Source organism: Limnobacter sp. SAORIC-580 (genome assembly GCF_013004065.1).
GTDB lineage: Bacteria > Pseudomonadota > Gammaproteobacteria > Burkholderiales > Burkholderiaceae_B > Limnobacter > Limnobacter profundi.
Genome location: NZ_CP053084.1, coordinates 2,210,130 through 2,222,926, shown reverse-complemented (window position 1 = coordinate 2,222,926; position 12,797 = coordinate 2,210,130). Strand labels below are relative to the sequence as shown.

15 protein-coding genes are annotated in these 12,797 nt (G+C 53.4%); 5 read left to right on the top strand and 10 right to left on the bottom strand.

From position 1 onward, the window contains the following. Positions 1-56: 56 nt before the first annotated feature. From HKT17_RS10430 to HKT17_RS10415, 4 genes are read left to right on the top strand one after another with little or no spacing between them, the layout of a single operon-like run. Positions 57-923, top strand: a complete 867-nt coding sequence (locus tag HKT17_RS10430; protein ID WP_171099928.1) for a phosphate/phosphite/phosphonate ABC transporter substrate-binding protein — start codon at positions 57-59, stop codon at positions 921-923. A gap of 18 nt (positions 924-941) precedes the next feature. Further along, positions 942-1,823, top strand: a complete 882-nt coding sequence (gene phnE, locus HKT17_RS10425) for a phosphonate ABC transporter, permease protein PhnE (protein ID WP_171099926.1) — start codon at positions 942-944, stop codon at positions 1,821-1,823. Next, positions 1,820-2,557 carry a phosphonate ABC transporter ATP-binding protein gene (locus tag HKT17_RS10420; protein WP_171099924.1) on the top strand — a complete coding sequence of 246 codons (738 nt, stop codon included), beginning with the start codon at positions 1,820-1,822 and terminating at the stop codon, positions 2,555-2,557. The genes phnE (HKT17_RS10425) and HKT17_RS10420 overlap by 4 nt, the downstream gene beginning before the upstream one ends. A 3-nt stretch (positions 2,558-2,560) precedes the next feature. Then, positions 2,561-3,472 (top strand): hypothetical protein, encoded by a 912-nt coding sequence (locus HKT17_RS10415; RefSeq protein ID WP_171099922.1) that lies wholly within the window; start codon positions 2,561-2,563, stop codon positions 3,470-3,472. A gap of 13 nt (positions 3,473-3,485) precedes the next feature. On the opposite strand, the gene HKT17_RS10410 is transcribed toward HKT17_RS10415, so the two are convergent. Genes HKT17_RS10410 through HKT17_RS10390 form a run of 5 tightly spaced genes read right to left on the bottom strand, consistent with a single transcriptional unit; the run spans position 3,486 to position 8,895 of the window. Next, a complete protein-coding gene (locus tag HKT17_RS10410) occupies positions 3,486-5,078 on the bottom strand; it encodes a gamma-glutamyltransferase family protein (protein ID WP_171099920.1) in 1,593 nt (530 codons plus the stop codon). A 22-nt stretch (positions 5,079-5,100) separates the two neighbouring features. Then, positions 5,101-5,937: a sulfite exporter TauE/SafE family protein gene (locus HKT17_RS10405; protein WP_171099918.1), complete on the bottom strand. Its 837-nt coding sequence runs from the start codon at positions 5,935-5,937 to the stop codon at positions 5,101-5,103. 22 nt (positions 5,938-5,959) lie between these two features. Beyond that, positions 5,960-7,285 carry a TRAP transporter large permease gene (locus HKT17_RS10400; RefSeq protein WP_171099916.1) on the bottom strand — a complete coding sequence of 442 codons (1,326 nt, stop codon included), beginning with the start codon at positions 7,283-7,285 and terminating at the stop codon, positions 5,960-5,962. After that, positions 7,282-7,788: a TRAP transporter small permease subunit gene (locus tag HKT17_RS10395; RefSeq protein WP_171099914.1), complete on the bottom strand. Its 507-nt coding sequence runs from the start codon at positions 7,786-7,788 to the stop codon at positions 7,282-7,284. Before HKT17_RS10395 ends, HKT17_RS10400 begins: the two co-directional genes overlap by 4 nt. Before the next feature lie 15 nt (positions 7,789-7,803). Then, positions 7,804-8,895 carry a TRAP transporter substrate-binding protein gene (locus tag HKT17_RS10390; RefSeq protein ID WP_171099912.1) on the bottom strand — a complete coding sequence of 364 codons (1,092 nt, stop codon included), beginning with the start codon at positions 8,893-8,895 and terminating at the stop codon, positions 7,804-7,806. Here HKT17_RS10390 and HKT17_RS10385 point away from each other — a divergent pair. Next, a complete protein-coding gene (locus HKT17_RS10385; protein WP_171099911.1) occupies positions 8,894-9,073 on the top strand; it encodes a hypothetical protein in 180 nt (59 codons plus the stop codon). The two genes, HKT17_RS10390 and HKT17_RS10385, sit on opposite strands and share 2 nt — an antisense overlap. A gap of 186 nt (positions 9,074-9,259) precedes the next feature. Here HKT17_RS10385 and HKT17_RS10380 read toward each other — a convergent pair whose 3' ends face one another. Genes HKT17_RS10380 through phnE (HKT17_RS10360) form a run of 5 tightly spaced genes read right to left on the bottom strand, consistent with a single transcriptional unit; the run spans position 9,260 to position 12,797 of the window. Further along, positions 9,260-9,706 carry an Lrp/AsnC family transcriptional regulator gene (locus tag HKT17_RS10380; RefSeq protein WP_171099909.1) on the bottom strand — a complete coding sequence of 149 codons (447 nt, stop codon included), beginning with the start codon at positions 9,704-9,706 and terminating at the stop codon, positions 9,260-9,262. Positions 9,707-9,756: 50 nt separating this feature from the next. Continuing rightward, a complete protein-coding gene (locus HKT17_RS10375) occupies positions 9,757-10,413 on the bottom strand; it encodes an HAD family hydrolase (RefSeq protein ID WP_171099907.1) in 657 nt (218 codons plus the stop codon). A gap of 14 nt (positions 10,414-10,427) precedes the next feature. Beyond that, entirely contained in the window at positions 10,428-11,285 is an 858-nt protein-coding gene (locus HKT17_RS10370; protein WP_205882420.1) for a phosphodiesterase, read from the bottom strand. After that, a complete protein-coding gene (phnC, locus tag HKT17_RS10365) occupies positions 11,188-11,973 on the bottom strand; it encodes a phosphonate ABC transporter ATP-binding protein (RefSeq protein ID WP_171099903.1) in 786 nt (261 codons plus the stop codon). The genes HKT17_RS10370 and phnC overlap by 98 nt, the downstream gene beginning before the upstream one ends. Continuing rightward, positions 11,970-12,797 carry a phosphonate ABC transporter, permease protein PhnE gene (phnE, locus tag HKT17_RS10360; RefSeq protein ID WP_171099901.1) on the bottom strand — a complete coding sequence of 276 codons (828 nt, stop codon included), beginning with the start codon at positions 12,795-12,797 and terminating at the stop codon, positions 11,970-11,972. Before phnE (HKT17_RS10360) ends, phnC begins: the two co-directional genes overlap by 4 nt.

The following is a 12,797-nucleotide window of genomic DNA, read 5'->3' as shown; positions in this document are numbered from 1 at the left end:
AAGCGTTGACACTTTTGTTTTATTTCAACTATCCAATTTCATTACGGAACCTGACCATGCGTTTGTTGACCAAAGCCCTGATCGGCGCTTTCAGCTTTGCCCTTGTTTCCACTCCTGTTGTTGCCCAAGAGGTGATTCAGTTTGGTGTGGGCTTGTACCAGCCCGACAAAGACAAAAACGACGCCACCTACACCCCTTTGGCGCAGTACCTTGAAAAGAAACTGGGCAAGCCCGTGAAGCTGCGCACAGTGAGCAGCTGGGAAGGTTTGGCAAAATCGCTGGCCAATGGCGAAACCGACATTGCCCTGATGGGCCCATGGGGCTATGTGTTGGCCAACAACGAAGCAAAAGCGCAAGCTGTTGCCACCATTGAGTACGAAGGCAAACCAGAATATTTCGGAATCATGGTAACCAACCCGAAAAGCGGCATCAAAAGCATGGCCGATTTGAAAGGCAAAACCTTTGCGTTTGGCGACAAGGGTTCAACATCCGGTTATCTCATTCCCTTCCATTATTTTCAGAAGCAGGGCATTAACCCCGACACCTATTTTTCCAAGGTAATCAACACCAGCCACCAGGCCATTCAAACCCAGGTAACCCAGGGCGCGATTGATGCGGGTGCAGATTACAACCGCAACCGCGACGCCATGATTGCCGATGGTTTGATCAAGGCTGAAGATTCAAAAATTATCTGGACGTCCGACCCCTTACCCAATGATGCATTTGCGGTCAGTGCCAAGCTGTTTGAAGACAAGGCTTTTGTGGCCAAGTTACAAGAGGCTTTGTTGGGCATTGGTGCTGAACTGAAAAACCAGCCCAATTTGCTGCCGCCACGCTACACCGGTTTTGCGAAAAAAGACAACAGCTACTACAAACCCATTCGTGATGCAGGCCTGGCCACTGGCCGCTTGCAGCCCAAATAAGGGGGTTGTTTAACCACCATGAATTGGATGCAGTTCAAGTTGCGCCTCAAAGGCCGGCTCGGGTTTTTCGGGCTGGTCTTTTTGTATGCGCTCATTGTGTTTGGCTGCGTGTACAGCCTGGCCACAGCTGGCGATTTGTCCATGGGCCGCAACCCTGTGGCCAACTTCATCAAAACCGCCACGGAATTTGCACGGCCCAGTTTTCTCGATGTGTGGTTTGGCGATCCAGCTTACGAGTACAAAAGCGACGATGGCACGGTGCTGCGCACCGAGAACCGGCAAGAAGTTGAACACCAGTGGTTGGTGCAATTGGGGTTTGCCACCTGGACCACGTTTAAAATCGCAACCCTGGGTTCCCTGCTGGGTGCCATTCTGGCTTTGCCTTTCGGTGTGCTCAGCGCAAAAAACATCAAGGCCCCGCGAGTGCTCACCGCGTTCTCGCGTTTGGTGCTGGACACCTCACGTTCCATTCATACCTTGGTGTTTGGTTTGGTGTTGGTGGGCATTGTGGGTCTTGGCCCCACAGCGGGTATTCTGGCGATTGCATTTCACAGTCTGGGTACCTACGGCAAGCTGTTTGCAGAGTCGATAGAGACACTGGACATGGCCTCGATTGAGGCTGTGAAAGGGGTGGGTGCAAGCCCTTCGCAAACCTTCTTCTGGTCAGTGTGGCCCAATGTGTTGCCACAGTGGGTGAGCAGCCATTTGTACCTGTGGGAATACAATATTCGCGATTCAACCATTCTAGGCATCATTGGTGCGGGGGGGTTGGGCCTGCTGATTTCAGAGGCGGTTGCCTTGTTTCAATGGGGTCGCTTGTCGAGTATTTTGATTGTGGTGGTGTTGATGGTGACTGCATTTGATGCCATCAGTCGCAGAATTCGGACGGCCCTCCTATGAGCACCAACATCATCGACATTCAAAATCTGGAAATGGTGATCGCTGGGCGACGCATTTTGAAAGTGGACTCGCTTCACATTGCCCGTGGCGAGAAGGTGGCCATTCTTGGGCGCAACGGCGCGGGCAAATCAACCCTGTTGCGGTGTTTGAACGGGTTTGTAAAACCCACAGCCGGGCACATTGTGGTCAACCGCCACACCGTGTTTCCGCTTCGTCGTGAGCGCGATTTGCGCCTGGTGCGTGCACAAGTGGGCCAAGTGTTGCAAGGCCTGCATTTGGTTGCGCGCTTAAGCGCCATGGAAAATGTTCTAGTGGGTGGTTTGGCACGCATGCCGCGCTTGCGCAGTTGGGCGCGAATTTTCACGAATGAGGAAACCCAGCGTGCGCAAGCTGCATTGAAAGCAGTGGGCATGGCCCATCTGGCAGAAAAACGCGCGGACAAGCTTTCTGGTGGTGAACGCCAGAAGGTGGCCATTGCCCGCATGTTGATGCAAGAACCCGAGCTGGTGTTGGCCGATGAACCCACAGCGGCGCTTGACCCTACAGCGGCAGATGAAGTGTGTGAACTCTTGGTGAAGGCCACAGAGAATTCCACGCTGATTACCGTGGTTCACAATGTGAGCTTGGTCCCCCTTCTTAGCCAACGGGTCATTGGCCTGAAAGCCGGTGAGGTAGTTCTTGATTGCGCCAGCCACGAATTGACGCAAGCGCAACTTGATCATTTGTATGAGTGAATCATGACTGAGATGGCAGGGCGCAGTTGCCCGATTCGATACCAGTACGGTGCGGCCAAAATTGCACAGGTACCCGCTACACAATGCGATGTGTTGTATGTGGTCGGTGGTTTGTATGGCAATGCTTTTGCACTGAATGCAGTTGAACAACTGGCCTCGAAAGAATCGGGTAACGTTCGCATTTGTTTCAATGGCGACTTCAACTGGTTCAACAAATCGCTTGAAGACTTTGTTCACATTAACCAGCGTGTGTTGAATCACGATTGCATTTTGGGCAATGTGGAAGCTGAACTTGGCGAGCCTTTGGATGTGGCTGATTGCGGCTGTGCCTATCCCGAGAATGTGGATCAAGGTGTGGTGGACCGGTCGAACTTCATTCATACCGAGTTGAAGCGGTGCGCGCAACAACAGCCAGAATTGTTGGACATGTTGTTACAGAAACCTTTCTTTGCACGTTACAGCGTGGGTGAATTGAACGTGGCTGTGGTGCATGGCGATGGCGATTCATTGGCAGGCTGGCGTTTTGATCCTGCTCATTTGAAGCAAACGGACGAAGCGCCATGGCGTGCCGCTTTGTTTGAAAAAGCACAGGTGAATGTATTTGCCAGCAGCCACACTTGCAGTGCCGCGTTTCATCATGAGCCACTGCCCAATGGGCAAACCGGATTGATCAGCAACAACGGTGCGGCAGGAATGCCCAGCGCGCAGATGGACGGGCTCTTCACTCGAATTTCAATGACGTCTTTGAACAACCCCGCTTTGGTATTTCAATCCACACAATTCAATGGTGTGTGGATTGAACAGGTTCGCGTTCAATTTGATCAAGCTGCCTGGCAACAGCACTTTCTCGGCCAGTGGCCTGAAGGCACTGCTGCACATACCTCTTACTTCACACGAATCAGCGAAGGCGTTTGAACGGGGTTCTCAACTAGGCACATGCCACTGATCCATCTGAACGTGGGTCAGCAGCCCCTTCCATCATGCCGTTGGGGTGGCGTACCACCGCGCCGGCATGTCCCATGGTGTCACTGAATGCTTCTGGCAACACCTCCAGTACATGGCCTGCGTCGCGCAGTTGGGCAACCAGTTGTGCATCAAATCGGCTTTCCAGTTTCAAGGTGGTGCTTTGCTCACCCCAAGTGCGACCCAGTAGCCAGCGCGGTGCTGTTACCGCAGTTTGCAAAGGCTGATTGAACAAGGCATACCGGCTGAACACAGCGGCCTGTGTTTGTGGTTGGCCTTCACCGCCCATGGTGCCGTACACCATGCTGCGGCCGTCTTTGAAACGCGCCATGGCCGGGTTCAGGGTGTGGAAGGGTTTGCGGCCCGGCTCAAGCCGGTGCAGCGCGTCTTCTTTCAAGGAAAAACTGATTCCCCGGTTTTGCCACATCACCCCGGTTGAAGGGCATACCACGCCCGAACCGAATTCCCAGAACACGCTTTGAATAAAGCTGGCAGTGCGGCCTTCGCTGTCAATGCAACCCATCCAGATGGTGTCGCCTTGCCAGGGGTCTTGGGGCCAGGGCAGTGCGCGTTGCATATTGATTTTCTTCGCACGCTCAGCCAGCGCTTCGCGGGTCAAAAAATCGCTGGGGTTCACGGTCATGTATGCGGGGTCTGTGCAATACCGGTCGCGCACCAGAAAGGCCTGCTTGGTGCTTTCCACCATGCCATGCAGGTAATCAAACCCATCGGCTTGTTGCACGCCGAGCGTGTCGAACATGCCCAGAATCATCAGTGAGGCCATGCCCTGCGTGGGCGGTGTCATGTTGTAAATTGTGCTGTTGTTCAGCTCGGTTTGCAGCGGCGTAACAAACTGCGCATGGTGATTGTTCAAATCGGCAAGGCCGATGGGGCTGCCCACGCGGGTCAAATCCTCGGCCATGGCTTGTGCCAGTTCACCGCGATAAAAATCGTCCAGCCCCACCTGGCCCATTCGCGCCAACGTGTCACCCAAGGTGCTTTGCTTGAGCACACTGCCTTCAACTGGCACTTGGCCATCCATCAACAAATGTTTGGCAAAGCCGGGAGCGGTTGAAAGCTCATCAAACTTCACGCGGGTTAAACGTTCCTGGCTACTGCTAACCGCCACACCATTGCGTGCATGTACCACCGCATCGCTCAACAAGCGGTTCAATGGCAACTTGCCACCCCATTGCTTGGCAACTTCTTGTGCTTTGATCCAGCCACCCACGGTGCCCGCTGCGGTGAGTGCAGCCAATGGCCCGCGGTTTGGAATGGCATCGAACCCTTGCTCTGTGTAAAAAGCGCGGGTGGCTTTTGCGGCAGCTTTGCCGCAGGCATCGATACCTACCGGTGCCTTGCCGGGTTCGCTGAGCAGCCAGAAACCGTCGCCACCAATCGAGTTCATGTGTGGGTATACCACTGCAATGGCAGCGGCGGCGGCAATCATGGCTTCAGCGGCGTTGCCACCTTCTTTCAATACATCCCGGCCAGCCTGTGCGGCCAAATGGTGGGGCGCAACGAACACGCCACCCAGTGCGCGTTTGGTGTGAATCATTTTCTTTACTCCCTTCTATTGCTTAGTTCAATACGCCGTAAAACATACGAACGGCGGTAATGAACAGGAAAAATGCGAACGCCAGTTTCAGTCGTGCTGCGGTGGTGGCGTTGGCCATACGTGCGCCCACGGGGGCCATCCACATGGTCATGGGCACAATCAGTGCAAAGCCGATCAAATTGATGTAGCCGATGGTCAATGGTGGCGTATTTTCAACGTTCCAGCCATTGAGTAAAAACCCGATTGCGCCAGGAATGCTGATGACCATGCCAATGGCCGCAGCCGTACCCACAGCCCTGTGCATGGGCACGTTGAATGCATTCAGAATCGGCACACTCAGGGTGCCGCCACCAATGCCCATCAAGGTAGAAAAGCCGCCAATGAATGTGCCCATCATTTGTTTAAAGGGGCTGCGTGGCAAACTTTCAGCCACGGGTTTGGCTTTGCTTCGAAATGCCATATTGGCTGCCACCAGCAATGCGATGCTTGCAAATACAATCGACAACACATTGCCCGACACATAGCCACTTGCAAAACTGCCAATGACCACACCAATGAACAAAGGCAACACCAGGCTTTTGAACAAGGGTTCATCCAGATTTCCCTTGGCCTTGTGGCTTTTTGCCGAGATGAACGAGGTGGGAATGATGGTGGCCAGTGAGGTGCCCACAGCCACATGCATTTTCACATTTTCATCCACCCCCAGCAGTGTGAACAGGTGGTATAACACCGGCACAATCACAATGCCGCCCCCCACCCCCAGCAAGCCTGCCAGCAGCCCTGCGATTGCACCTGTGATGGCGAGCGCCACCACCAGCCCTGCCAGCCAAGGCAGGGAGTATCCACTCAATAATTCCATGAAAGCTCCTTGCTTAGCGTGCCTACCAGCCTATGGCTTTGGGTAGCCAGGTTGCAACCGATGGGAACACGAAGATGACTGCCACTGCCAATGCCTGCAACATCACGAAAGGCAATACACCCACATAAATATCCCGTGTGGTAATGCCCGGCGGCGTAACACCTTTCAGAAAGAACAGTGCCCAACCAAAGGGTGGTGTCAGGAACGACATCTGTAAATTCATCGCGATCAGGATTGCCAGCCAAACCATGTCGGTGCCGTAACCGATGAACACCGGCAAAAACATGGGCAAGGCAATGTAGGAAATTTCAATCCACTCCAGGAAGAACCCGAGAATAAATAGCAGGCCCATCAGGAATAACAAAGCGCCAACTTCACCGCCGGGAATCATGTCGAACAATCCGTGCACCATGTCTTCTCCGCCCAAGCCGCGGAAGGCCAGCGCGAAGGGCTGTGCGCACAGCAAGATGAAATACACCATGGCTGAAATGGTCAAGGTGCCGTGCATGGTGTCTTTCAGCAACTGCATATTCATGCGGCCAAAGCCAACAGCGATTAGCAATGCACCCAAGGCGCCCATGGATGCGGCCTCTGTTGGGGCTGCGATACCCGCTACGATGGAACCCAACACGGCGAGCACCAGCAACACAGGCGGACCGACATCACGCAACAGTTTTTTCCGCAGTTCTGCCCGGTTGATTTTCTGGCGTTCTTCCAGTGGCACGGCGGGCACCAGCTTGGGCATGAACATGCCCAACAGAATGAGGTAGGCGCAGTAAATACCAGCCAATACCAAACCGGGAATGAGCGCGGCCGCAAACAAGGTGCCAACCGATTCACCCATGATGTCAGAGAGCAGAATGAGTACCAGGCTGGGCGGAATAATTTGCCCCAAAGTACCTGATGCGCAAATGGTGCCGCAGGCCACACTGGGCGCATAGCCGCGCTTCATCAAGGTGGGCAAGGTGAGCAAACCCACTGTAACCACCGTTGCGCCCACAATGCCAGTGGAGGCGCCCATCAACACACCCACCAACACAATGGCCAAACCCATGCCGCCTTTCAGGCCACCCATGGCGGTGCCGATGGTGTCGAGCATGTCTTCAGCCACCCGGCTTTTTTCCAGCATCACCCCCATGAATGTGAACAGCGGAATGGCCAGGAGAGTGTAGTTACTGACCACACCAAACAGGCGCGCTGGCATCAGGTTAAACAGCATGGGCCCGAAACCAATGTAGCCCGCCACGAAACCTGAAACAGCCAACGCAATGGCCACGGGGATGCCGATGATCATCAGCCCCAAAAAGCCGGCAATCATGCCCAGCACAATCCATTCATTGCCCATCATGAGGCCACCTTCGCGTCTTTAATTTGAATCACAGCCTGCAACAGGTTGGCAATCGCTTGCACCATGAGCAAAGCAAAGCCCAGTGGCAGAAATATTTTCAGCAGGTATCGATACGGCAAGCCACCGGGGTCGGGTGAGCCTTCCAAGATGTCGTATGCCTGCATGACATATGGAATTGATAAATACACAATGACCAATGCAACCAGAAAGGTGAGCACTGCGCTGGCCAGGTCGATCCAGCCCTTGCCCAATGGGCCAAAGCGGTCATACACAAAATCAACCCGTACATCGGCCTTGTGCTTCATGGCGTAAGCCAAACCGAACAGGGCGATGGGAGAGATCAAATGCCACTCCAGTTCTTGCAAGGCAACTGGGCCGATCGAGAACAGGTAACGAAGAATCACGTTGGCAGCTACGAGAACAACGAGGGCAAGCACGCACAAGCGTGCAAGCCCCCCAATGAACTCGACAAATGCCTCGAGTTTGGGGATGGCTTGCTTCATCACAACAACCGCTTATTAAAGATTAAGGAAGGTTTTTTCGCTCAGTGCTGCCCAGGATTCATGCTTCTTCTTGAAGGCCATGAATGAGGTATGCACTTTCTTGGCCAGGGGGTCGGAAGCAGCCACGCTTTCCAGTGTGTCCATGGTGGCTTCTTTCAGTTTGTCTACGATTGGCTTGGGCAGTGCTTGTGCTTTCACACCCTGGTTTTTCACCAGATCCTCGAGCGCCTCGGCATTCACCGATTCCGACCAGGCCAGGCTTTCCATCACGCTGGCTTGCGCCGCCATTTGCACCATCATCTGCAAATCTTTGGGCAACTTGTCCCATGCTTTTTTGTTGATCAGCAGTTCAGTCACATTGGTGGGTTCGTGCCAGCCAGTGGTGTAGTAAAACTTGGCCGCTTTGTGCAAACCCAAACGGCGATCCTGGAAGGGGCCCACAAATTCTGCGGCATCAATTACGCCACGCTCCAGTGCCGGGAAAATTTCGCCACCGGGCAGTAAGCGAACGTTCACGCCCAGTTGGCTGTACACCTTGCCAGCCAGGCCAGGAATGCGCATTTTCAATCCATTGAGGTCTGCCACCGTTTCGACAGGTTTGCGAAACCAGCCTGTCATTTGCACGCCGGTGTTGCCCATGGGCATGGCGGTCAGGCCGAAAGGCGCATACACCTCTTGCCACAATTTCATGCCGTCGCCGTGGTACAGCCAGGCCATCATGCCTTGAGTATTCATGCCAAAGGGTACTGTGGTGAAGTACTGGGCGGCCGGTACTTTGCCCGACCAGAAGTAAGCATTGGCGGCATTCATTTCAACGGTGCCCGCCGACACCGCGTCGAAACCTTCCAGCGCAGGGATCAGTTCTCCGGCTGCGAAGTGTTGAATTTTCAGGCGTCCGCTGGACATGGTTTCCACCTTCTTGCAAAAGTCGGTGGGGCTGCCAGGACCGGCCACATAAAAGGGCGAGCCAGGTGGGTAGGCGTTGGTCATTTTCATGGTGACCTTGCCATTTTGTGCATTTGCAATACCGGGTACAGCCAAGGCTGCACCACCTGCGGCTGCGGTGGCAGCACCTGAAATAAACTTGCGACGATCAATTGAGGTCATGGAACACACTCCTGCTGCTTGGAAAACAAAGGGTTCGCCGATCGCACAAATGGCGATTGGTCATAACCCTTCTTTAGCGAAAGGTGTGCCAGCTTTGAAATATTTTAAGTGTTTGAAATATATGGTTTTACTGCAAATAAGGGTTTACCCTTGGTCTGTTTTTTCAACACCAGAATGAGGCATTGCCTCAGTGCACTTCAATGCCATTTGTATACCTTTTGTTTACTTTTGTTGCCAAATCGAATGCGATTGATACATTGAAAAAATCAATCGGATTCAGATGGATTTGAAAAAGGGCACTTTGATGTCGAATGTATTCACGCACCCAAAATGTGGCACTGCACCACAACAGGGCTGCGAATTTTCACAAACGCGCTCCACCCCGGCGGTGCTTTACGCGCTTCAACAGGTTCTTGCATTCCACCGAAATAATGTCGGGCTGACCAAACAGGTATTTTTGTGCAAAGGCCAAAAAACTCTCTTGCGTGTCGGTCAAGGTGTGGATGTGCAGGCTTTGCAAATCCGACATGATGTAAAGACTCGCCACTTCCGGTTGTGCGGCCAACTCGGTCGCAACCGCTTCAATCACGTGGCTTTTCACCTTCAAATCAACAAAGGTGCTGGTGACCTTACCCAGTTTTTCAGGGTTTACGACTGCTGTGAATTGTTCCACTGTGCCTTCTTCCAGCAATGCTTGCACCCTTGCGCGGGCGTGGGCTCGCGAACAACCCAGCTGCCGGGCAATGTCAGCAAAAGACAAGCGTGAATCTTTGATCAGCAGGCTGAGCAGGGCAGCATCAAGTTCGTTCATGGCAAATTCCGGTGTGGGTTTGCCACGAACGATGCAAAAGCTGTACCCGCTCAGGTTTGGGCGGGATGTGAAAGCAAACTGGAGTAACAGTCAAACTCAATAGCCTTCCATTCAGTTTTGCATGACCCGCCATAGCCCTGCGTGTAGTAAAGCAAGGGAACTTGGGCATTCAACGCAGTGTGGGCATCAACCACACTGTCTCCCACGAAAGCGCTTGCACTGGGCTCAGCCCCCAGTTGCTCCAGTAATTTGAGTAACGGCAGTGGGTGGGGTTTTGAATATGGATAGGTGTCAGCCCCAACTACTGCGTCAAAGTATTGAATCAAATCCAGATGTGTCAGTAATCGTCTGGCCTGTTGTTCCAGCTTGTTGGTGCACACCCCCATGGAAACTCCAGCCCGTTTCAGCATCTCCAGAAAATCCACCACGCCAGAAAACGGCAATGAAGACTCGCAAAGCTGATCGGTGTAAAGCTGTTCATATCGCTTCGACAATTCAGGATGCAGTGTCATGTCAGCGGTCAGCGCCTTGAGCGCGGCACTCGCAGTCGCACCAAGTCCGCCGTGCAGTGAATCGAGAAGGACGGTGGCTTCGACGCCGGGCAAACCGCACTCAGCCAATGCCTTGTTCAGGCTTCCCATCAGGTCGGGCAAGGTGTCGACCAAGGTGCCATCAAGGTCGAAGACAATTGCCTTTCGGCTGTTCATAAAATGCTCATTCATCATAAAGAAAATGTTTGGGCTTGATTGCAGTAGTCTTGGTGGTGGATTAAGCATTGCCCGGGTGTCACGAACGCGACTACGTATTGAGTGGGTTCATCCGCACCGTACACCAGCACAGGGTCTGCTTGATTCAAACTGACCTGGTGATTGGGGCTTTTGCAGCAAGACACCGAGAAACCCTGCCATTGACCCGCCATGGCGCGGTGAAGGTGTCCGGTAAATATATGCAATACGCGCCCTCGGTGGGCTTGCAAGGCGTTCAGCAGGGTTAGGGGATTGCTCAGCTTGCATCGGTCCATGCCCGCAATTCCTGCGTCGAACGGTGGGTGGTGCATGTACAGCAAGGCTGGTACGTGGGGATGAGCCCTGAGTGTACGTTCCAACCACTGGATCCGTTTTTCACACAACTCGCCTTCATCGTGATTGATTTTGTGGGTGTCCAGCAAAATATGGAGCAGGCCATTGCTGGTGAAGCTGCGATGAGCAAATTCATCTTCATAGTCCGCTTTGTCAAATATCTTCTTGAAGGTCTCACGATTGTCGTGATTGCCGATCAGTAATTCGGCAGGCCAATCCAGTCGTTGAAGTCTCCTTTTGAGTGCTTGATAAGAAGACTCATCGCCAAACTGCGTCAGATCCCCAGTGATCACCATCAGGTTTAAGTCGCTGTGGTGTTGTTCGATGTGTTGTAGCGCCAGGTCCAGTTGCCAAAGTGGGTCTTTGCCATACAGGGCTTTTCCTGGGGGCATGATGTGCAGGTCAGACAGTTGAATGATTTTCATCGGCAGGTATTCCGGAATGGGCTTTAGCGTAGAGGCACTGCTCTGTTTGCGCGCAGAAATCCTTGCTTGATCCATCAAACACCAGCTCGCCTGCCCGCATACCGATGATGCGGTCTGCGTATTTTTTTGCCAAGTTCACTTGGTGCAAACTGCACAACACGGCAATGTTGTGTTCTTTCGCAATTCGCTTCAGGTCCTCGAGAACCAGTCTTGCTGACTCGGGGTCGAGGCTTGCCACAGGCTCATCGGCCAACAACACTTTGCTGTGTTGGGTTAGCACACGGGCAATCGCAACACGTTGTTGCTGTCCACCCGACAGGGCGTCCGACCGGATGTAGGCTTTGTCGAGCAAACCAACTTGATCCAGGCTGCTCAGCGCAAGCTGTTTGTCCCGGTGGGAAAACCTGTTCAGTGCAACTCGCCACCAAGGTGTATGGCTTAGCCGGGCCATCAAGACATTGTCCAAAGCCGACAATCGCCCGATCAAATTGTGCTGCTGGAAGATAAGGCCGATGGACTGGCGTAGGGCGCGTAATTGCTTTCTGGAGGCCAGGTCAATTCGCTCGCCGAGCACCCAGGTTTCTCCGTGGTCGGCGCGTTCCAAACCAGTCAGGCACCTGAAAAGTGTGGTTTTTCCAGCACCGCTTGGGCCAAGGAGCGTGACAAATTCACCTGCCTTGACTTCAAACGACACCCCCTTTAATGCCTGCGCGGCCCCAAAACTCTTGCGAACATCAATCAATTGAAAACCGTTTTTACTCACACCAATCTCCTTCGCAACATCGCACTCAAGTGATCGATGATGGTAACCATGATGAGCACGGCCACAGTCAGTGTGAACAATCTCTGAAAATCCAGCAGATCAATGGCTGCCTTGATTTCAATTCCGATACCGCCCGCACCGACGATACCCAGTACGGTGGACGTTCGCACATTCGCTTCCCACACATACAGCGACACCGAACTCAAATTGGGCAACACGGCTGGGAAGACAGCATGGAACATGATCTTGCCTGAACCTGCACCGGTCATATTCGCCGCCTCAAGAGGCTGTTTGGGCAGGGTTTCGATGGCTTCACTGTTCAGCTTTGCAATCACGCCCAGCGAATGAATGATCATGCCCAACACGCCCGCAAATGGACCCAGGCCGACGGCAGCTACGAACAGAATGGCAAACACCACTGTGTCGATTCCTCGGCAGGCATTGCATAGCCAGCGCACTGGCCACGCAAATTTACCCATGGGGCTGATGTTGTTCGAAATCAGCACTGAAAGAGGTGCTGCAAGCAATGCGGCGACCAGTGTTCCCACAGTGGCAATGGCCACTGTTTCAAATGCACGGTAGGCGATTACGTCCAGTTCTTGGGCATACGGTGGCCAGGCAGTGGCCATCCAGCCCAGCATGCGCGGTATTCCATCCACCAATGCAGCTGGGCGTACTTCGGACACCACAACACAAATGCCTACGAACACTACAATCGCTAACAGCGTGAAGATTTTTAGCCAGAGCGCTCTGGAAGCCCAGTCAAGACCAGGCTCCAGATAAACACCCGTGGCCAATCGAACCGGGGGTACTTTGCTGCTCAT

What these genes read in the sequence shown, in the direction of transcription:
- HKT17_RS10370 (WP_205882420.1), bottom strand. Translation starts at nt 11,285, where the DNA reads ATGGATCAAGCAAGGATTTCTGCGCGCAAACAGAGCAGTGCCTCTACG.
- HKT17_RS10375 (WP_171099907.1), bottom strand. Translation starts at nt 10,413, where the DNA reads ATGAACAGCCGAAAGGCAATTGTCTTCGACCTTGATGGCACCTTGGTC.
- HKT17_RS10400 (WP_171099916.1), bottom strand. Translation starts at nt 7,285, where the DNA reads ATGATGGGCAATGAATGGATTGTGCTGGGCATGATTGCCGGCTTTTTG.
- HKT17_RS10385 (WP_171099911.1), top strand. Translation starts at nt 8,894, where the DNA reads ATGGAACACACTCCTGCTGCTTGGAAAACAAAGGGTTCGCCGATCGCA.
- HKT17_RS10410 (WP_171099920.1), bottom strand. Translation starts at nt 5,078, where the DNA reads ATGATTCACACCAAACGCGCACTGGGTGGCGTGTTCGTTGCGCCCCAC.
- HKT17_RS10395 (WP_171099914.1), bottom strand. Translation starts at nt 7,788, where the DNA reads ATGAAGCAAGCCATCCCCAAACTCGAGGCATTTGTCGAGTTCATTGGG.
- HKT17_RS10420 (WP_171099924.1), top strand. Translation starts at nt 1,820, where the DNA reads ATGAGCACCAACATCATCGACATTCAAAATCTGGAAATGGTGATCGCT.
- HKT17_RS10415 (WP_171099922.1), top strand. Translation starts at nt 2,561, where the DNA reads ATGACTGAGATGGCAGGGCGCAGTTGCCCGATTCGATACCAGTACGGT.
- HKT17_RS10430 (WP_171099928.1), top strand. Translation starts at nt 57, where the DNA reads ATGCGTTTGTTGACCAAAGCCCTGATCGGCGCTTTCAGCTTTGCCCTT.
- HKT17_RS10405 (WP_171099918.1), bottom strand. Translation starts at nt 5,937, where the DNA reads ATGGAATTATTGAGTGGATACTCCCTGCCTTGGCTGGCAGGGCTGGTG.
- HKT17_RS10380 (WP_171099909.1), bottom strand. Translation starts at nt 9,706, where the DNA reads ATGAACGAACTTGATGCTGCCCTGCTCAGCCTGCTGATCAAAGATTCA.
- phnE (WP_171099926.1), top strand. Translation starts at nt 942, where the DNA reads ATGAATTGGATGCAGTTCAAGTTGCGCCTCAAAGGCCGGCTCGGGTTT.
- HKT17_RS10390 (WP_171099912.1), bottom strand. Translation starts at nt 8,895, where the DNA reads ATGACCTCAATTGATCGTCGCAAGTTTATTTCAGGTGCTGCCACCGCA.
- phnE (WP_171099901.1), bottom strand. Translation starts at nt 12,797, where the DNA reads ATGAGCAGCAAAGTACCCCCGGTTCGATTGGCCACGGGTGTTTATCTG.